Source organism: Streptosporangium sp. CA-115845, assembly GCF_050943795.1.
In the GTDB taxonomy this organism is placed as follows: Bacteria; Actinomycetota; Actinomycetes; order Streptosporangiales; family Streptosporangiaceae; genus Streptosporangium.
The window spans coordinates 3,165,573-3,184,443 of the sequence record NZ_CP191988.1 but is presented as its reverse complement, the minus strand read 5'-3'; the positions used below and the strand labels follow the sequence as shown (position 1 = coordinate 3,184,443).

Sequence of the window (18,871 nt, the reverse complement as noted above, 5' to 3'; positions counted from 1 at the left end):
ACTCCTCACGAACGGACGGCGGCGAGGGCGTCTTCGAGAGTGAAGGCCTGCGCGTACAGCGCCTTGCCCACGATGGCCCCCTCGACGCCGATCGGGACCAGCGAGGCCAGCGCGCGCAGGTCCTCCAGGGAGGAGACCCCGCCACTGGCGACCACCGGCTTGTCGGTACGGGAGCAGACCTCGCGGAGCAGGTCCAGGTTGGGGCCGCGCAGCGTGCCGTCCTTGGTGACGTCGGTGACGACGTAGCGGGAGCAGCCGTCCTTCTCCAGCCGGGCCAGCACCTCCCACAGGTCACCGCCCTCCTGGGTCCAGCCCCGGGCGGCCAGGGTGGTCCCCCGGACGTCGAGGCCGATCGCGACCCGGTCACCGTACTCAGAGATGATCTTGGAGCACCAGGCGGGGTTCTCCAGCGCCGCGGTACCGATGTTCACCCGGCGGCAGCCGGTGGCCAGCGCGAGCTCCAGGGAGACGTCGTCACGAATGCCCCCGGACATCTCCACCTTGACGTCGAGCGCGCCGACCACGGTGGCGAGCAGCTCACGGTTACTGCCCCGGCCGAAGGCCGCGTCGAGGTCGACCAGATGGATCCACTCGGCACCGGCCTCCTGCCAGGCGAGCGCCGCGGACAGGGGGTCGCCGTACGACGTCTCGGTGCCGGCCGCGCCCTGGACCAGGCGGACCGCCTGGCCGTCGGCGACGTCCACGGCGGGGAGCAGCTCAAGCGACATCTGTTCAAGACCTCCGGTCGAAGACAAGGGTAAGAAAAAGCGGTACGAACAGTAGAGACAGAACAAATACTCCGAACCGAGCGGCCCACGAGGACCACAGCAGCCAGACGATCACCTGGACGATCAGAAACAGCACCGCCGCGACGCCGTTCTGCGCCCGGCGGCGACGGGCCATGATGCCGCCCTGGGAGACGATCCGGACGGGCCTGCCCGGCAGCAGCGCGGTCACCTTGCCGATGCGCTCGCGCCGCCGCGCCAGCCGCGCCTCCCGCGCCGCGCGCAGCGCGGCCAGGCGCGCCTGCTCGGCCTCCCGCTCGGCTCTGCGCCTGGCCCGTTCCTTACTCATCAAAGGCCCATCAAAAAACTCACCCGACGGTCCCGAGCCAGTTGGTGAGCAACTGGGCTCCGGCGTCACCCGACTTCTCCGGATGGAACTGGGTGGCCATCAGCGGGCCGTTCTCCACCGCCGCGACGAACGGCACCCCGTGCTCGGCCCAGGTGAGCAGCGGGTCGGCGAACCCGGGCCCCGCCTGGAGCTTCCAGGTCCGCACGCCGTACGAGTGCACGAAGTAGAAGCGGGTATCCGCGTCGAGCCCGGCGAACAGCACGGTCTCGACGGGCGCCTTGACCGTGTTCCAGCCCATGTGCGGCAGGACCGGCGCCTCCAGGGACTCCACCGTGCCCGGCCACTCCCCGCAGCCCTCGGTCGTGACGCCGTGCTCGACGCCCGTCTCGAAGAGGATCTGCATGCCGACGCAGATGCCCAGCACCGGCCGCCCGGCCGACAGGCGCCGCGCGATGATCCGCTCACCCCGCACCGCGCGCAGCCCGGCCATGCACGCGGCGAACGCCCCCACGCCGGGGACGACGAGCCCGTCGGCCTCCATCGCCGCCTCGTAGTCGGCGGTCACCGTGACCTCCGCGCCGACCCGGGCCAGCGCGCGCTCCGCCGAACGGAGGTTGCCCGAGCCGTAGTCGAGAACGGTTACCTTCTTCACCACCAGAGCACCGCCGCCGTGGTCGCCAGGGCCGCGAGGGCGGCGAGCAGCACCGCGCCCTTCTTCAGACCCTGTTTGAGGAATGAGACGACCCCGCCCACGAAGAAGAGCGCGACGAACGCCATCGCGATGGCCGACCAGTTGTCGCTCACCGTCTCCGCCCCCTCCAGCCGAGAGAAATCACAGCACGCCCTTCGTGCTCGGCACCCCGGTGGCCCGCGGGTCACGCTCGGATGCCGCCCGCAGCGCCCTGGCCAGGGCCTTGAACTGCGCCTCCACGATGTGGTGGGCGTTGCGGCCGTAGGGGACACGCACGTGCAGGCAGATGGCGGCCTGGGCGACGAACGACTCCAGGATGTGCCTGGTCATCGTCGTGTCGTACTCCGGGCCGATCATCGGAGCCATGCCCTCGGGCTCGCTGTGCACCAGGTACGGCCGCCCCGACAGGTCGACCGTGACCTCCGCCAGCGACTCGTCCAGCGGGCAGGAGGCGCTGCCGAACCTCCGCAGGCCCGACTTGTCGCCCAGAGCCTCACGGAACGCGGCACCCAGCGCGAGCGAGGTGTCCTCGATCGTGTGGTGGGCGTCGATGTGCAGGTCCCCCTCGGTCTTCACGACCAGGTCGAACAGCCCGTGCTTGCCGAGCTGGTTCAGCATGTGGTCGAAGAACCCGACACCGGTGGACACCTCGACGTTCCCGGTGCCGTCGAGGTCGACCTCGACCAGCACCGAGGTCTCCTTGGTGACGCGCTCGACGCGACCGCGACGCGATGCGGCCTCGCCGCCGGCACTGATGCTCACAGGATCTCCTCCAAGGCGGCGCGGAACGCCGCCATCTCCTCTGTCGTTCCGATCGAAACTCTCAGCCAACCGGGCGGCCCCACCTCGCGGATCAGCACCCCGCGGTCCAGCAGGCCCTGCCACACCGCGCGCCGGTCCGGAAACAGCCCGAACAGCACGAAGTTGGCGTCCGAGTCGGCGACCTTCAGCCCCCGGGCGCGCAACCAGTCCACGACGGCGTCGCGCTCGGCCCGCAACTCGTCGACCGCGCCGAGCAGCTCGGCGCGGTGGGCGAGCGCGACACGCGCCGCCGTCTGGGTGAGCGTGGACAGGTGGTACGGCAGGCGGACCAGCAGCAACGCCTCGACCACCGCCGGGTGGGCGGCCAGGTAACCGAGCCGGGTGCCGGCCATGGCGAACGCCTTGGACATCGTCCGCGTGACGATCAGCCGGGGATTGTCCGGCAGCAGGGTCAGCGCCGACGGGGTGCCGGTACGGGCGAACTCGAAGTAGGCCTCGTCCACCACCACCATGCCCGGCGCCGCCTCGACGATCCGGGCGATCACCTCCGGGTCCAAAGCGGTGCCGGTCGGGTTGTTGGGTGAGGTCAGGAAGACGACGTCGGGCCGGTGCTCCTCGATCGCGGCGACCGCCTTGCCCGGGTCGATCCCGAAGTCGTCCTCACGAGCCCCGGAGATCCACTCGGTCGAGGCCCCGATGGTGATGATCGGGTGCATCGAGTAGGACGGCTCGAAACCCATCGCGGCGCGGCCGTGGCCGCCGAAGGCCTGCAGGATCTGCTGGAGCACCTCGTTGGAGCCGTTGGCGGCCCAGACCTGCTCCACTGCGAGGCCGTGACCGAGATATCCGGCCAGCTCCCGGCGCAGGTCGAACGCGTCGCGGTCGGGGTAGCGGTTGAGGTCGGCGGTGACGCCCCGTACGGCCTCCGCCAGCTCGGCGACCAGCGAGTCCGAGGGCCCGTAGGGGTTCTCGTTGGTGTTGAGCCTGACCGGGACCTCGATCTGGGGGGCACCGTACGGCGTGCGCCCCCGGAGATCGTCTCGGATCGGCAGGTCTTCGAGCTTCACGACGGGATCTCCACCTCGAACCGGAAAGGGAAGGGCACTCACGAGGGCACCTCCCAGGCGAACCGCGCCCTGATCGCCGCACCGTGCGCCGGCAGATCCTCGGTGTCGGCCAGCACGCACACGTGAGCGGCGGCACCGGCCAGGGCCTCGCGGCTGTAGTCGACGACGTGCACGCCGCGCAGGAACGTCTGCACCGACAGCCCCGACGAGTGACAGGCGCAGCCGCCGGTGGGCAGCACGTGGTTGGAGCCGGCCATGTAGTCGCCCAGCGAGACCGGCGCGTACGCCCCGACGAAGATCGCCCCGGCGTTGCGGACCCGGGCGGCCAGCGCGGACGCCTCCGTGGCCTGGATCTCCAGGTGTTCGGCGGCGTAGGCGTCGACGACGCGCAGCCCCGCATCCATGTCGTCGACCAGCAGGATGCCGGACTGACGCCCGGAGAGCGCCTCGGTGATCCGCTCGGCGTGCTTGGTGGCGGCGACCTGCCGGGGCAGTTCCCGCTCGACGGCCTCGGCCAGCTCCACCGAGTCGGTGACGAGCACGGCTGCGGCGATCGTGTCGTGCTCGGCCTGGCTGATCAGGTCGGCGGCGACGTGCACCGGGTCGGCCGTGGAGTCGGCGAGGATCGCGATCTCGGTCGGACCCGCCTCGGAGTCGATGCCGATACGGCCCTTGAGCAGGCGCTTGGCCGCGGCGACCCAGATGTTGCCGGGGCCGGTGACCATGGTGACCGGCGGGCACTCCTCGGTGCCGTAGGCGAACATCGCCACCGCCTGGGCGCCGCCGACCGCGTAGACCTCGTCCACGCCGAGCAGCGCGCACGCCGCCAGGATGGCCGGGTGCGGCAGGCCGCCGAATTCGCGCTGCGCGGGTGAGGAGACCGCCAGGGAGGCCACCCCCGCCTCCTGGGCGGGGACGACGTTCATGACCACGCTGGAGGGGTAGACCGCCCGGCCGCCGGGGACGTACAGCCCCACCCGGTCGACGGGCACCCAGCGCTCGGTGACGGTGCCGCCCGGCACGACCTGGGTGGTGACGTCGGTGCGCCGCTGGTCACGGTGGACGAGACGGGCGCGGCGGATCGACTCCTCCAGGGCCGCCCTGACCTTCGGGTCGAGCCTCTCCAGCGCCTCGGAGATCGCCTCGGCCGACACCCGGGTGGACTCCAGCTCGACGCCGTCGAACCTGGCGGTCAGCTCCCGCACCGCGGCGACCCCACGATGATGCACGTCGTCGCAGATGGGCCGCACCTTCTCCAGGGCGGCTTCGACGTCGAGGTCGGCGCGGGGCAGCACGTCGCGAAGGTCCTCGGGAAGAGGGCCTCGCAGGTCGGTACGCGAAATCACCCGTTCAGTCTACGGAGGTCCGCCACCCGGTATCGTCGCGTCCATTATCCGGACAGCGCCTTTACTATGTAGATTTTAACCAGCCGCTACGCTTTCTCCGTGAGCAAGAGCAAGAGCAAGGGCGGCCAGGGAACCCCCGCGACCGTGGCCCTGACCCAGGCGGGAGCCGACTTCACCCTGCACCCCTACGAGCACGACGCGAACGCGCAGGCCTACGGCGAGGAGGCGGCCGACGCCCTCGGCGTGCCGTACGGGCAGATCTTCAAGACCCTGGTGGCCGAGGTGGAGGGCGGGCTGGCCGTCGCGGTGGTACCGGTGGCGGGCAAACTCGATCTCAAGGCGTTCGCGGCGGCGCTGAGGAGCAAGCGGGCCGCGATGGCCGACGCGGCCAAGGTGGAACGGGTGACCGGCTACGTGGTCGGCGGCATCAGTCCGCTGGGACAGCGCAAGCGCCTGCCGACCGTGGTCGACGCCTCCGCGCTGGACTTTCCGACGATCTACTTCTCCGCCGGCCGGCGCGGGCTGCAGATCGAGACCTCCCCCTCGGAGCTGGTACGCCTCACCGGAGCCGTCACCGCGCCCATCGGCAAGAACGGCTGACGCGGCGGCCCCCCTTTGGGAGACAGATCCCACAAGGTGGGCCGGAGGTCCCCGGGCCGTCCTGTCGAAGGTTGCCGAGGCGGCACGCGACGGCGTTCGGCCAGACTCGTCTGCGACAGGCCGTACCGATCGGGGGACAGATGCACTACCTGACCGCTACCGAGATGCTCGAACTGCTGCGCACCAGGCAGGTCAGCGCGGCCGAGCTGCTCGAGGCGCACCTGCGGCGGATCGAGGAGGTCAACCCGGAGGTCAACGCGATCGTCACGCTGACCGCCGAACGCGCCAGGCGGGAGGCGGCCGAGGCCGACCGGGACCTGGCCCGCGGCCACTGGCGGGGACCGCTGCACGGGCTGCCGGTCGCGCACAAGGACCTGGCCGACACCGCGGGGATCCGCACCACGTACGGCTCGCCGCTCTTCGCCGACCACGTCCCCGACACCGACGCGCCGATCGTGCGGCGGATGCGCGAGGCCGGGGCGATCACGGTCGGCAAGACCAACACCCCGGAGTTCGGCACCGGCTCGCACACCGTGAACGAGATCTTCGGCGCCACCCGCAACCCCTACGACCTGACCAGGTCGGCCGGGGGCAGCAGCGGCGGGGCCGCCGCCGCGCTGGCCACCGGCATGGTGGCGCTGGCCGACGGCTCCGACATGGGCGGCTCGCTGCGCAACCCCGCCTCCTTCTGCAACGTGGCGGGGCTGCGGCCCACCCCCGGGCGGGTGCCGGCGCCGTCGGCCGTCGCGGCCTGGTTCACCCTCGGCGTGCCGGGGCCGATGGCCCGTACCGCCGGTGACCTGGCGCTGCTGATGAGCGCGATCGCCGGGTTCGACGCCTCCTCCCCCCTGTCGATCGCCGAGAGCGGCACCGTCTTCGCCGGGCCGCTGGAGCTGGAGGCGACCGGGCTGCGCGTGGCCTGGAGCCCGGACCTGGGCGGGCTGCCCGTCGACGCGGAGACCGCCAAGGTCACCGCGGACGCCCCGGCCGCGCTCGCGGAGCTGGGCGCGCGGGTGGAGCGGGTGGAGTTGGACCTGTCGGACGCCGAGGACGCCTTCCGGATCTACCGGGCGTGGTACTACGCGCTCTGCTACGGCGACCTGCCACAGGAGCGCCTGGGGGCGAACGTGCGCTGGAACGTCGAGCGGGGCCGCGAGGTGACCGGGGCCGACCTGGCCCGCGCCGAGCGGCTGCGCAGCGGGCTCTACCGGCGGATGGACGCCTTCTTCGGCACCTACGACTTCCTGATCACCCCGGTCAGCCAGGTGCCGCCGTTCCCGGTGGACGCCCCGTACGTCTCGGAGATCAACGGGCAGGCGCTGCCCGACTACCTGGCGTGGATGCGCTCGGCCTACTGGATCAGCGTGCTGCACGCCCCGGCGGCGTCGGTGCCGTGCGGGTTCACCTCGGACGGGCTGCCGGTGGGCGTGCAGATCATCGGGCGCCCCTTCGCCGACATGGCGGTGCTCCGGCTGGCCCACGCCTTCGAGCGCGCCACCGGGTACGGCGCGCGCAGGCCGCCCCGCTGACCGCGACCGCCGTCCCTACCGGCCGTCGATGTCATGCGACGACAACGGCCCGTAGGGGTCGTCCCCGCCGAACGGATGGCGCAGTGGCGAGTCGCGGTAGCCCGCGACGCCCTCCAGGACGAAGAAGACACCGGCGGCCAACGTCGGCCACGCATACAGCACGCCCCTGGCGGTCAGTGCCAGCGGCCCCGGGACCAGCGGCACGGAGCTCCCCACAGGGCTCCCCGAGGCGGCGACGCTCACCGCGCCGAGGTTGGCCGCCTCGCCGACCAGCAGCGCGAGGTGCGCGCCGAGCAGGCCGCCCGCGGCCAGGCCCACCACCACCGGCAGCGGGCGCCCCCCGCGCGACACGCCGTAGCCGACGACCCCGCAGACCAGCCCGAGCACGCCCGTGATGACGGCGAACCAGCCGTCGGCGGCGATCAGCGCCTGCGTGGAGGGATCGGCCGGCAGCGGCCCCGTGCCCGTCACGACGTACGGGGGTCGCGGCGCGGCCAGCGACCACAGGATCCCGGCGACGACTCCGGCCAGGGCGAGTACCAGCACGGTGATCACGAAGTCACGCACGGCGCGCACCACGGCCCCCTCACCCTCTGTGCAGATGTGCCCGATGTTACCCATCCGCCCGCCTGGCGCCACCCGGGGCTCCCACCGGGCCCCGTTACGCTTACGGGGTGAACGAAGAGGCATGGTTGATCGAACCCTCCGGGCCGCTCCGCGGTGACGTCGAGGTCCGCGGTTCCAAGAACGGCGTCTCCAAGCACATGGTCGCCGCGATGCTGGGCACCGGTGAGAGCACGATCCAGAACGCCCCGGACGTGGGTGAGGTGGGGATCACCGCGCAGATGCTGAGGGCGCTCGGCATCGACGTGGAGATCAGCTCCGGGGAGATCACCGTCTCTCCCGGGGAGCAGATCAACCCGCACGTCCCGGCGGCGTTCACCGGCCTCAACCGGATCCCGATCCTGATGCTGGGCCCGCTGCTGCACCTGGCGGGCGAGGCGTTCGTGCCGCTGGTCGGCGGCGACCCGATCGGCCGCCGGCCCGTCGACTTCCACGTCGAGGCGCTGCGCGCGATGGGCGCCGAGGTCGAGGTGAGCGACACCGGCGTGTACGCCAAGGCCAAACGGCTGCGCGGCACCCGGCTCGAACTGCCCTACCCCAGCGTCGGCGCCACCGAGACGATCCTGATGTCCGCGGTGCTGGCCGAGGGCAAGACCGTGCTGAAGGGCGCGGCGATGGAGCCCGAGGTGGTGGAGCTCGCCCTGTTCCTGCAGCGCATGGGCGCGCGCATAGAGCTGAGCCCGGACCGGCGCATCGTGATCGAGGGGGTGGAGCACCTGCACGGCGCCTCCACCTGGCTCAACGGCGACCGCATCGAGGCGTTCTCCTACCTGGCGGCCGGTCTGATCACCGGCGGCCAGGTACGGGTGCACGGCTGCCCGCAGGACCGGCTGGTCACCGCGATCACCACCCTGGCCAGGATGGGCGCCGAGGTCGACATCACCGACGACTACCTGTCGGCGTCGGCGCCGCACGGACTGCGGGCCGCGGCGGTGCAGACCGACACGCACCCGGGGTTCATGACCGACTGGCAGACGCCCCTGATGGTGCTGTTCACCCAGGCCCAGGGCATGTCGGTGCTGCACGAGACCGTGTTCGAGAACCGCCTGGTCTACGTGCCCGCACTGCAGAAGATGGGCTGCGAGATCGAGGTGTTCGACGTCTGCCTGGGCGGCCCGGCCTGCCGCTACCACGACACCAACGCCAAGCACTCGGCGGTCGTGCGCGGCGTGTCCAGGCTGAGCGGCGCCGACGTGACGCTGCCCGACATCCGGGCCGGGTTCTCCGCCGTGCTGGCCGCGGCCGCCGCGGAGGGCGTCTCCACGCTGCGCGGGGTGCACCACATCGAGCGGGGCTACCACCGGCCGTTCGAGCAGTTCGCCTCTCTCGGGCTGAAGATCAGTCGAGAAAAGGTGCAGGACGGGTAAGGATTGGCAACCGGGTGTTTATGGGTGATCATCCGGTTGCACGTTACCTTGCGTGACATCGCACCCAGAGGTGAGACGCGGACCCGGCGCGTGCCTGCGCGTCCTGGCGGCCTGCGGGGTGCTCGGCGGGCTACTGGCCGCCCTGGCCGCGTTGCCGCTGGTCGGCACGGTGGGGGTCACCGTCAACAACGTCACGAGAACCCTGACGGACCTGCCGCCGAGCCCTCGGGAGAGCCCGCTCGCCCAGCGCACCGTGCTCCTGGACCGGAACGGCAAGCGGTTCGCCCAGTTCTACACGGAGAACCGGACCGTCGTACGGCTCGACCAGGTCGCCCCCGTCATGCGGGAGGCGATCGTGGCGATCGAGGACTCGCGCTTCTACGAGCACGCGGGCCTGGACATCAAGGGCACCCTGCGCGCCCTGGTGACCAACACCAGGGCGGGCGGGGTGCGCCAGGGCGGCTCCTCGCTCACCCAGCAGCTGGTGAAGAACATCCTGGTCGAGAACTCCGAGACCGAGACCGAGCGCGCCCAGGCCCGCGCGCCCAGCATCCAGCGCAAGATCACCGAGCTGCGGTACGCGCTGGCGATGGAGAAGAAGTACACCAAGGCCGAGATCCTGGAGCGCTACCTCAACATCGCCTACTTCGGCGCGGGGGCCTTCGGGGTGGAGGCCGCCGCCCAGCGGTTCTTCTCGGTCGCGGCCTCCCGGCTGACCCTGGCGCAGGCGGCGACGCTGGCCGGCGCGGTCCGCACCCCGTACGTCACGGACCCGTCGCTGGACGCGGCGCGCAGGAAGAGACTGCGAGAGCGCAGGGACATCGTCCTGGAGCGGATGGCCCAGCTGTCGTACGTCCCCCGGCCCCGGGCGGAGGCCGCCATGAGACGGCCGCTGAACCTCCGGCTGCAGCCGCAGCCCGGCGGCTGCGACGGGAGCGTCTATCCCTACTTCTGCCTGTACGTGCACAGGGAGCTGCTGACCAACCCGGTCTTCGGCCACACCCGCGCGGAGCGGGAGCGCCGCCTGGCCAGGGGCGGCCTGGTGCTCCGCACCACCCTGGCGCCGAGGGCCCAGCGGGCCGCGGAACGCGCCATCGCCGCGCGCGTCGGCAGCAAGGACACCGAGGTCGCCGCCGAGGCCATGATCCAGCCTGGCACCGGGCGGATCCGGGCCATGGCGGCGAGCAAGAGGTACGGCCTCAACACCGGCGGCAAGAACAACGGCCCCCGCACCACCTACAACCTGGTCGCCGACACCGCGCACGGCGGCGGCCAGGGATTCCAGGCGGGGTCGACGTTCAAGGTGTTCACCCTGGCGACCGCGCTCAGCCAGGGCTGGCGGTTCGACCAGGGCTTCATGACACCCGGCAGCTTCGTGCCCGACAGCGGTTTCAAGGACTGCCGGGGCCGCAAGGTCAACGACCCCGGCGCGGAGATCTACAACGCGAGCGGCGAGGGCAAGGGCGGCCCGCAGAGCCTGTCCACCGGCACCTGGAAGTCGGTGAACATCTTCTACATGATGCTGGAGCAGCGGGTGGGCCTGTGCCCGGTCGTCAGGACCGCCAGGGCGATGGGCATCGCCCGCGCCGACGGCGCGCCGCTGCGGGAGGTGCCGACCTTCACCCTGGGGGTGAACGAGATGGACCCGGTGACCGTGGCGGCGGCGTTCGCCGCGTTCGGGGCGCGGGGCCGCTACTGCCGCCCGCTGTCCATCGTCGAGATCGTCGAGCGGAACGGCAGGCACTTCCGCGTCCCGCCCAGCTGCGCGCAGGCGATCGAGCGCGACGTGGCCGACGCGGTCAACCACCTGCTGTCCGGGGTGTTCACCAAGGGCACCATGACCGGCCAGAGCATCGGCCGCCCGGCGGCGGGCAAGACCGGCACCAACAACGGCTACACGTCGGCCTGGTTCGCCGGCTACACCCCCGACCTGGCCGCGGCGGTCAGCGTGGGCGACATCCGCGGCTCCTACCGCTACCCGCTGCGCGACGTCGAGATCGGCGGCGAGTACTACGGAGCGGTCCAGGGTGCCTCCCTGCCGGGGCCGATCTGGGTCTCGTCCATGTCCGCCGCCCTGCGGGACGTCTCGCCGCGTTCCTTCCACCGCCCGGACATGGGCCGTTTCGGCGGCGGGTTCACCCCGGGCCTGAAGGAGGCCGAGGAGGCCGAGAAGGCCAAGCGCCGTGACGGCGAGCGTCGCGGCGACGACGCCCGCGCGGACGAGCCCCGCGGGCCTCGCGGTTTTCACGGGAACCGCGGTTTCCGCGGGAACCGCGGTTTCCACCGGGCCGCGGCCCCGGGGGACTTCGATGAGCGAGGCGGCCTGCCGCCCGGAAACGCGTGGTAGAGCCCGCCCAGGTCGTCCGGCGGCCACCAGACGGCCTGGTCGGGAGGGCCGTGGTCACCGGACCACGACCGGGGACGACGCCCCACTCACCAGCGGGGCCGGGGCACCGGATCCGTCGGCGGGACCGGATGGACAGCGATGTATCCGGAAGCGGCGGGCCACGGAGGCGCCTCGGCGCCCGTTCTCACGCCCCCAGGCAGGCGGGGCCGAGCAGTTGCTTCAAATCGCCCATCAGGGCCGGGGACGGCGACACCCGCAGGCGGTCGTCGAGGCGCATGATGGTGGTCTTGGGGCCGTTGTGCACCTGCAGATGCACCTCGGTGGTACCCGGATGGGCGGTCAGCACCTCCTTGAGGCGGCCGACCACCGGCGGGGTGCAGCGGGTCAGGGCGAGGCTGACCGCCAGGGGACCACCGGCCTCACGGGTCAGGTCCGGAGCCGTCACCTCCATGGCGATGATCTTTCCGACGTCCTCGCGCTTGTCCAGGCGGCCCTTGACGAAGACGATGGCGTCCTCGGCGAGCACGGTCGCGCAGAGCTGGTACGCCGAGGGGAAGATCATCACCTCGATGGCGCCCTCCAGGTCCTCCAGCTGGGTCAGCACCCAGGTGTCGCCCTTCTTGGTGACCTTGCGTTGCAGACCGCTCAGGATGCCGCCGACGGTGACGACCTGGCCGTCGGGACGGTGCTCGTCCTGGAGTGAGGCGATCGAGCAGTCGGCGCCGGAGGCGAGGATGTGCTCCACGCCGAAGAGCGGATGGTCGGAGACGTACAGGCCGAGCATCTCCCGCTCGAACTGCAGCAGCGTGTTCTTGTCCCACTCGCCCATCGGGATCTGCACGTCGAAGGTCTGGTCCTCGGCGCCCTCGACGGCGCCGAACAGGGAGTCCTGCCCCTGGGCCTCGTTCTTCTTGATGCCGATGATGCTGTCGACCGCCTGCTCGTGGACCATCACCAGGCCCTTGCGCACGTGCCCGAACGAGTCGAAGGCACCGGCCTTGATCAGCGACTCGATGACCCGCTTGTTGCAGACGACCATGGGGACCTTGCGCAGGAAGTCCTTGAAGTCGGCGAAGCGGCTCTTCTCCTTGCGCGCGGCGATGATCCCGTCGACCACGTTGCCGCCGACGTTGCGGATGGCCGACAGGCCGAACCGGACGTCGGTGCCGCGCGGTGTGAAGTCGAAGTCGGAGTCGTTGACGTCCGGCGGCAGCACCTTGATGCCCATCCGGCGGCACTCGTTGAGATAGAGGGCCGACTTGTCCTTGTCGTCCTTGACCGAGGTCAGCAGCCCGGCCATGTACTCGGCCGGGTAGTTGGCCTTGAGATAGGCGGTCCAGTAGGAGACCAGGCCGTAGGCGGCGCTGTGCGCCTTGTTGAAGGCGTAGTCGGAGAAGGGCAGCAGGATGTCCCAGAGCGTCTTGATCGCGGCCGCGGAGTAGCCGTTGTCCTTCATGCCCTGCTCGAACGACTCGAACTGCTTGTCCAGCTCCGACTTCTTCTTCTTGCCCATCGCGCGGCGCAGCAGGTCGGCCTTGCCGAGCGAGAACCCGGCGACCTTCTGTGCGATGGCCATGACCTGCTCCTGATAGACGATCAGGCCGTACGTGGTGCCGAGGATCTCCTGCAGCGACTCCTCGAACTCCGGGTGGATCGGGACGATCTCCTGCTGGCCGTTCTTGCGCAGCGCGTAGTTGGTGTGCGAGTTGGCGCCCATCGGGCCAGGCCGGTACAGCGCGCCGACGGCGGAGATGTCCTCGAAGTTGTCGGGCTTCATCAGCCGCAGCAGCGACCGCATGCCGCCGCCGTCCAGCTGGAACACCCCCAGGGTGTCGCCCCTGCCGAGCAGCTCGTAGGTCTTGCGGTCGTCCAGCGGCAGCTTGAGCAGGTCGATCTGCTCACCGGTGTTGGCCTCGATCATCTTCAGGCAGTCGTCGATGATCGTGAGGTTGCGCAGGCCCAGGAAGTCCATCTTCAGCAGGCCGAGCGTCTCGCAGGTCGGGTAGTCGAACTGCGTGATGATCACACCGTCGGAGTCACGGCGCATGATCGGGATGTAGTCGGTCAGCACCTCCGCCGACATGATGACCCCGGCGGCGTGCACGCCGGTCTGCCGGATCAGGCCCTCCAGGCCCTTGCCGAGGTCCATCGCCGACTTGACGTCGACATCCTCCTCGTACAGCCTGCGCAGCTCGCCGGCCTCGTTGTAGCGCGGATGATCTTTGTCGAAGATGCCGGAGAGCGGGATGTCCTTGCCCATCACCGCGGGCGGGAACGCCTTGGAGACCTTGTCGCCCAGCGCGTACGGGTGGCCCAGGACGCGGGCCGCGTCCTTGATGGCAGCCTTCGCCTTGATGGTGCCGAAGGTGGCGATCATGGCGACCTTGTCGGCCCCGTACTTCTCCGTCACGTACCGGATCACGTCGCCGCGTCTGCGCTCGTCGAAGTCGATGTCGACGTCGGGCATGGAGACGCGGTCGGGGTTGAGGAACCGCTCGAAGATCAGCCCGTGCGGCAGCGGGTCGAGGTCGGTGATGCCCAGCGCGTACGCGGCCAGCGAGCCGGCGGCCGAGCCGCGGCCGGGGCCGACCCGGATGCCGTTGTTCTTGGCCCACATGATGAAGTCGGCGACCACGAGGAAGTAGGAGGGGAACCCCATCTGCAGGATGACGCCCATCTCGAACTCGATCTGCGTGCGGTGCTCGGCGTCGACGCCCTCGGGGAAGCGCCGCTCCATGCCCCGCCAGATCTCCTTGCGGAACCAGCTCTCCTCGCTCTCCCCCTCGGGCAGGGGGAAGGTCGGCATCAGGTTCTTGAAACCGAACATGCCGCTCGGGTCGACCTTCTCGGCGACCAGCAGGGTGTTGCGGCAGCCCTCGGCCCACAGATCCGAGGAGTCGACCGCGCGCATCTCGTCGGCGTTCTTGATGTAGTAGCCGCTGCCGTCGAAGCGGAAGCGGTCGGGGTCGGACAGCTGCTTGCCGGTCTGGATGCACAGCAGAGCGTCGTGGGAGGTCGCGTCCGACTCGTAGGTGTAGTGGGAGTCGTTGGTCACCAGCGGCGGGATGCCCAGCTCGCGCGAGATGCGGGTCAGGCCGTCCCGGACCCTGCGCTCGATGTCGAGCCCATGATCCATGATCTCCAGGTAGTAGTTCTCCTTGCCGAACAGCTCCTGGAACCTGGCCGCCGCCGCGACCGCCTCGTCGTACTGCCCCAGGCGCAGGCGGGTCTGCACCTCACCCGACGGGCAGCCGGTGGTGGCCATCAGCCCCTCGGCGTGCTCGGCGAGGATCTCCGCGTCCATCCGCGCCCACTTACGGACGAAGCCCTCGGTGTAGGCGCGCGAGGAGAGCTTCATCAGGTTGCTCAGACCCTTGGCGTTCTTCGCCCAGATGGTCATGTGGGTGTAGTAGCCACCCGCCGAGACGTCGTCGCGCTTCTGGTGCGGCTCGCCCCACAGCACCGGCTTCTTCTGGTGCCGGGAGGCCGGGGCGACGTAGGCCTCGATGCCGATGATCGGCTTGATCCCCGCCCCGGTCGCCTGCCGGTAGAAGTCGTAGGCCCCGTGCATGTTGCCGTGGTCGGTGATCGCGATCGCGGGCATGCCCAGGTCGCCGACCTGCTTGAACATTTGCTTCAAACGGGCGGCTCCATCCAACATGGAGTACTCCGTGTGAACGTGCAGATGCACAAACGAGTCTGACATGCGGCCCCGTCCTCCCCTAGTCGCACCGTCGGCGGGGAAAGCGTATCCAAATCCGGGTTCCCAAAGTGACCCGTGTGCTCCGGGTCGTCCCTCCCGCTCAGTCTCGCTCGGCGGACGCCGAGCGGCGTTCCTCGGCGAGGTGCAGGCCCGCCTCGATGACGGCGTTCATGATGGGGGCGAGCCGGGCCTCGCCCAGGACGGGGGCGCGGCGGGCCATCTCGGCGACCACCTGGCGCTCGCGGGCGGCGTCGCGACCGGCGAAGCCTCCGACGGGCTTGAGGCGCTGGATGGTCCCGGCGAGCTCGGCACGGCGTTCCAGCAGGACGGCGAGGGCGGCGTCGACGCGGTCGATGGCGTCGCGGGCGGCGGGCACCGAGTCGGGGACCTCCCTGCGGGTGACCGCACCGACGATCCTGGTGGCCTCCAGCGCGGCCAGCGCGTCCTGCTCGGTGGCTCCGGGATCCAGCAGGAGGCCGTCGGCACCGGCGGCGATCGCGGCGGCGGCCAGCGCGGGGTCCGCGCCGAGGTCGGCCAGGACGGGGCGGCCCGACCTCGTCCGCGCGGCGCGCATCAGGGCGAGGTCGAAGGTGGCGCCGTCCGGGTGGGCGCGGCCGCTCTCGCAGAGCATGATCTGGTCGTTGCCCTCCGCCACGCAGTGGCCGGCGACCGCCAGCCACTCCTCCAGCGTCGCGGAGGAGGCCCGCTGGACGAGCACCGGCAGGCCGAGCCTGGCCGCGGCGCGCACCAGCTCCGAATCTCGCATCCAGGCCGCGCCGACCACCACGCCGTCCGCACTCTCGGCGATCACCGGCAGGTCTCCCGCCGAGGACGGTTCCACCAGGAGCGGCCCCGCCCCCTCGACGCGGGCCGCCACCACGGACTCGGCGGCGGGGACTCCACCGTGCCGGCCCCGCAGGCTGATCCAGCGGGCGTCCGCACCGGAGCCGCCTATCACCACGGCCGGTCCGGCACCCACCGTGAGCGCACCCAGCCCTACCGCTGCGCGTTCCAGAGGTGCGGTGGTCGACATGAGGCTCCCCCATGCTCGGCCGGCGCGCGTCCCGCGAGCCGGCGGCCGTTCGGAAAGAGGTGTTCGAAATGAAAAAGGCAGAGACCTCGCGTCTCCGCCCGGTGCCGGCTCCGGCTGGTCGCCAGGCCCTGTCCCTCGGGTCCCTCGGGTCCCTCGGATCTCCTGACCGCTACGTTGTCGTCGGTCGCCGCGGCTCACTGCTCCACCTTGTGAGGCGCCGCCCGGCCGGCCCTCGCCACGGTAAGATCCGCGGGACAGCGGCTAGATCACGCTGTCACGACCGGCTCTCCGGAGCCGAGCCGGTAAACGCGAAACAACAGGTCATGGGCCCAATCTTAGGTCATCTACCGGACACCCGTCACGTACTGGACAGCGCATCTCAGGATATGGACTTTTCCCCAGCGAGTGAGTCGATCACTTTACTGGGCTATGAGAGTATTCGGGGGTTCCGAAGGAGGTAAGCCGGTTGATGGCCGAAGCACAGCCCGAGGGGCGCCGTATCGCCTCCCGTTACCACCTGCTCGAAGCCATCGGCCGGGGTGGCATGGGCATCGTGTGGCGGGCCCATGACGAGCTTCTGGACCGCGAGGTCGCGATCAAGGAGGTCCGCTACGCCGACATGCTCGGCGAGGACAACCAGGAGGACTTCAACCGGCGCACCAAGCGCGAGGCACGTGCCGCCGGGCGCCTGACCCACCCGAACGTGGTGGTCGTCCACGACGTCGTCGAGGAGGACGGGCGTCCCTGGATCGTCATGCAGCTGGTGGAGTCGCGCTCCCTCGGCAAGGTGCTGAGGCAGGACGGGCCGCTGCCGCCGCAGCGGGTGGCGGAGATCGGCCTGCAGGTGCTGGAGGCGCTGCGCGCCGCCCACGCCCAGGGAGTGCTGCACCGCGACGTCAAGCCGGAGAACGTGCTGCTGGCCGACGACGGCCGGGTGGTGCTGACCGACTTCGGCATCGCGACGCTCGAAGCCGAGACCGCGCTGACCATGACCGGCATCGCGGGCACCCCCGCGTTCATCCCTCCCGAACGCATCAAGGGCGGCAGCGCGCAGCGCGAGTCGGACCTGTGGTCACTCGGTGCGACCCTGTACGCCGCCGTCGAGGGCAAGCCCCCGCACGACCGGGGCGGTGCGCTGCCGACCATGCACGCCGTCCTGAACGACGAGCCCGAGCCCCCGGTCCACGCCGGGCCGCTGGCCCCGATCCTGGAGGGGCTGCTCCGCAAGGACCCGGCGCTGCGCATGCCCTACCAGGAGGCGGAGCGGCTGTTGCGCAGGGTGGCCGAGGGGGCGGGCAACCGTGACCGGCCCGCCAGGACCGCCGTCATGCCCGCCGTGAGCCCGGCGGCCGACACCGATCCCGGAGCCCGCTTCCAGGCCGGCGCCCTCCCCCAGACGGGCGCGAAGCTGGACTCCGTACCCGCCGAGTCCAGGGACGAGGAGCCGTCGAAGGCCGCCGCGGAGCCGCCCGCCGGAGCCGTACGGCAGCAGCCGGGCGCCGGAGCGAAGGCGAAGCCCGCGAAGGGGGCGCCGGGGGCGAAGCCCGGTGCCAAGGCCGTCCCCGGCGCCGGGAGCGGTTCCGCTCCGGAGGCCGCGGACGACTCCGAGGCGAACCGGCCCACCAGCAGGGCGCCTTCCGGCGCCAGGGCCGCCGGAGCGGCGGCTGCGGCTGCGGGCTCCGGCACCGCTTCCGAGCCGGCGCCGGAGGCGGAGGCGAAGCCCGCCGCCGCGTCCCGTGCGTCCCGTGCCACGCCCCCGCCCGCCGCGGCCGAGGAGAGACCCGCCGCGAGCCGCGAGGGCGCCCCTCCGGCCGCGGCCGAGCAGGGATTCGCGCGCCGGAAGCCCGTCCCCGTCTCGCGGCCCAACCCCTTCCCGCCGGTGGGCCGCGAGCCCTCGCCCAGAGCAGAGCCCGCGAGCGAGCCCGCACCCGCCCAGTGGCGAGAGCCCTCGGCCCCCTCCTACGCCGACCATGACTACGAGGCGGCCACGCTGACCTCGCAGAAGCGCGGCGGCTCCCAGCTGAAGCGGGGACTGCTGGTGCTCCTGCCCGCGCTGCTGGTCGTCGGCGGGGTCGCCGGCTGGCTCGGCATGCGCAGCCGCGAGAACGAGGAGGCCTCGCGGGCCGGCTCGGGGAGGCCGGGCACCTCCAGCGCGCCGAGCGTCCCGAGCGGCGATGCCAAGGCGACCCCGCAGGGCTCACCCGAGCCGGCGTCCTCTCCCCCGCCCAGCCCGAGCCCCACCAAGACCGAGAAGGAGTCCGCCCTGCCCTCCGGCTGGCGGATGCACAAGGATCCCAACGGCTTCTCGATCGGCCTGCCCAAGGGGTGGAGCGTGGACCAGCGGCCGGGACAGCAGGTGTGGTTCCGCGGCCCCGACCGGACCAGTTTCGTCTTCGTCGAGTACGTCGACCGCGCGGGCCCCGACCCCAAGCGGGACTGGGAGAACCAGGAGGGGTACAGCCGCGGCAACTTCCGCGGCTACAAGCGGATCAGGATCGAGAAGGTCGACTACATGGTGAAGGCCGCCGACTGGGAGTTCACCTGGCAGACGACGAATTCGGGCAAGGCCCGGGTGCTCAACCGGGGGTTCGTCACCAAGGGCGGCCGGGGGTACGCCATCTACTGGCACACCCTGGCCAAGGACTGGAAGAAGAACCTGCACTACTTCGAGGGGTTCGCCGCGACCTTCTCCTCGAAAAAGTAGGGCGGACCCCTACCGGCTACGATT

15 protein-coding genes are annotated in these 18,871 nt (G+C 71.2%); 5 read left to right on the top strand and 10 right to left on the bottom strand.

Features of this window, described 5'->3' with window-relative positions; genetic code table 11:
• Positions 1 to 5: 5 nt before the first annotated feature.
• The 7 genes from priA to hisD are packed head-to-tail and all read right to left on the bottom strand — an operon-like array spanning position 6 to position 4,940.
• Complete coding sequence (priA, locus tag ACQP0P_RS16630) at positions 6 to 728, bottom strand: bifunctional 1-(5-phosphoribosyl)-5-((5-phosphoribosylamino)methylideneamino)imidazole-4-carboxamide isomerase/phosphoribosylanthranilate isomerase PriA (protein WP_433377313.1); 723 nt, start codon at positions 726 to 728, stop codon at positions 6 to 8.
• 4 nt (positions 729 to 732) lie between these two features.
• Complete coding sequence (locus tag ACQP0P_RS16625; RefSeq protein WP_433377311.1) at positions 733 to 1,074, bottom strand: hypothetical protein; 342 nt, start codon at positions 1,072 to 1,074, stop codon at positions 733 to 735.
• Positions 1,075 to 1,093: 19 nt separating this feature from the next.
• Positions 1,094 to 1,729: an imidazole glycerol phosphate synthase subunit HisH gene (gene hisH / locus ACQP0P_RS16620; protein WP_433377308.1), complete on the bottom strand. Its 636-nt coding sequence runs from the start codon at positions 1,727 to 1,729 to the stop codon at positions 1,094 to 1,096.
• On the bottom strand, positions 1,723 to 1,878 hold the full coding sequence (locus ACQP0P_RS16615; protein ID WP_433377305.1) for a hypothetical protein: 156 nt from the start codon (positions 1,876 to 1,878) through the stop codon (positions 1,723 to 1,725). Before ACQP0P_RS16615 ends, hisH begins: the two co-directional genes overlap by 7 nt.
• 28 nt (positions 1,879 to 1,906) lie before the next feature.
• Positions 1,907 to 2,527, bottom strand: a complete 621-nt coding sequence (gene hisB, locus ACQP0P_RS16610; RefSeq protein WP_433377302.1) for an imidazoleglycerol-phosphate dehydratase HisB — start codon at positions 2,525 to 2,527, stop codon at positions 1,907 to 1,909.
• Positions 2,524 to 3,594 (bottom strand): histidinol-phosphate transaminase, encoded by a 1,071-nt coding sequence (locus ACQP0P_RS16605; RefSeq protein WP_433377299.1) that lies wholly within the window; start codon positions 3,592 to 3,594, stop codon positions 2,524 to 2,526. Before ACQP0P_RS16605 ends, hisB begins: the two co-directional genes overlap by 4 nt.
• 38 nt (positions 3,595 to 3,632) lie before the next feature.
• Positions 3,633 to 4,940: a histidinol dehydrogenase gene (hisD, locus tag ACQP0P_RS16600; protein WP_433377296.1), complete on the bottom strand. Its 1,308-nt coding sequence runs from the start codon at positions 4,938 to 4,940 to the stop codon at positions 3,633 to 3,635.
• A 99-nt stretch (positions 4,941 to 5,039) separates the two neighbouring features.
• On the opposite strand from hisD, the gene ybaK reads away from it, so the two are divergent.
• Both ybaK and ACQP0P_RS16590 read left to right on the top strand, forming a co-directional pair.
• A complete protein-coding gene (ybaK, locus tag ACQP0P_RS16595; RefSeq protein ID WP_433377293.1) occupies positions 5,040 to 5,540 on the top strand; it encodes a Cys-tRNA(Pro) deacylase in 501 nt (166 codons plus the stop codon).
• 71 nt (positions 5,541 to 5,611) lie between these two features.
• On the top strand, positions 5,612 to 7,069 hold the full coding sequence (locus tag ACQP0P_RS16590) for an amidase (RefSeq protein WP_433377290.1): 1,458 nt from the start codon (positions 5,612 to 5,614) through the stop codon (positions 7,067 to 7,069).
• A 15-nt stretch (positions 7,070 to 7,084) separates the two neighbouring features.
• Here the strand turns inward: ACQP0P_RS16590 and ACQP0P_RS16585 are convergent, their stop codons facing one another.
• Positions 7,085 to 7,690, bottom strand: coding sequence for a hypothetical protein (locus ACQP0P_RS16585; protein WP_433377287.1), 606 nt, complete (start codon positions 7,688 to 7,690; stop codon positions 7,085 to 7,087).
• Between the two features lie 53 nt (positions 7,691 to 7,743).
• Here ACQP0P_RS16585 and murA point away from each other — a divergent pair, with 53 nt between their 5' ends.
• Positions 7,744 to 9,060: a UDP-N-acetylglucosamine 1-carboxyvinyltransferase gene (murA, locus tag ACQP0P_RS16580; protein ID WP_355550895.1), complete on the top strand. Its 1,317-nt coding sequence runs from the start codon at positions 7,744 to 7,746 to the stop codon at positions 9,058 to 9,060.
• Positions 9,061 to 9,130: 70 nt separating this feature from the next.
• The gene (locus ACQP0P_RS16575) at positions 9,131 to 11,407 is read left to right on the top strand and encodes a transglycosylase domain-containing protein (protein ID WP_433377284.1); all 2,277 of its coding nucleotides are present in this window, start codon (positions 9,131 to 9,133) and stop codon (positions 11,405 to 11,407) included.
• A gap of 184 nt (positions 11,408 to 11,591) precedes the next feature.
• On the opposite strand, the gene dnaE is transcribed toward ACQP0P_RS16575, so the two are convergent.
• Positions 11,592 to 15,113 carry a DNA polymerase III subunit alpha gene (gene dnaE, locus ACQP0P_RS16570; RefSeq protein ID WP_433377281.1) on the bottom strand — a complete coding sequence of 1,174 codons (3,522 nt, stop codon included), beginning with the start codon at positions 15,111 to 15,113 and terminating at the stop codon, positions 11,592 to 11,594.
• A 97-nt stretch (positions 15,114 to 15,210) separates the two neighbouring features.
• Complete coding sequence (locus tag ACQP0P_RS16565; RefSeq protein WP_433377278.1) at positions 15,211 to 16,143, bottom strand: chorismate mutase; 933 nt, start codon at positions 16,141 to 16,143, stop codon at positions 15,211 to 15,213.
• 469 nt (positions 16,144 to 16,612) lie between these two features.
• On the opposite strand from ACQP0P_RS16565, the gene ACQP0P_RS16560 reads away from it, so the two are divergent.
• The gene (locus ACQP0P_RS16560) at positions 16,613 to 18,847 is read left to right on the top strand and encodes a protein kinase domain-containing protein (protein WP_433377275.1); all 2,235 of its coding nucleotides are present in this window, start codon (positions 16,613 to 16,615) and stop codon (positions 18,845 to 18,847) included.
• The last annotated feature ends 24 nt before the right edge of the window (positions 18,848 to 18,871 follow it).

Coding starts and splice junctions, on each gene's coding strand:
- ACQP0P_RS16560 (WP_433377275.1), top strand. CDS start 16,613: ATGGCCGAAGCACAGCCCGAGGGGCGCCGTATCGCCTCCCGTTACCAC.
- ACQP0P_RS16585 (WP_433377287.1), bottom strand. CDS start 7,690: ATGGGTAACATCGGGCACATCTGCACAGAGGGTGAGGGGGCCGTGGTG.
- ACQP0P_RS16625 (WP_433377311.1), bottom strand. CDS start 1,074: ATGAGTAAGGAACGGGCCAGGCGCAGAGCCGAGCGGGAGGCCGAGCAG.
- priA (WP_433377313.1), bottom strand. CDS start 728: ATGTCGCTTGAGCTGCTCCCCGCCGTGGACGTCGCCGACGGCCAGGCG.
- dnaE (WP_433377281.1), bottom strand. CDS start 15,113: ATGTCAGACTCGTTTGTGCATCTGCACGTTCACACGGAGTACTCCATG.
- ACQP0P_RS16565 (WP_433377278.1), bottom strand. CDS start 16,143: ATGTCGACCACCGCACCTCTGGAACGCGCAGCGGTAGGGCTGGGTGCG.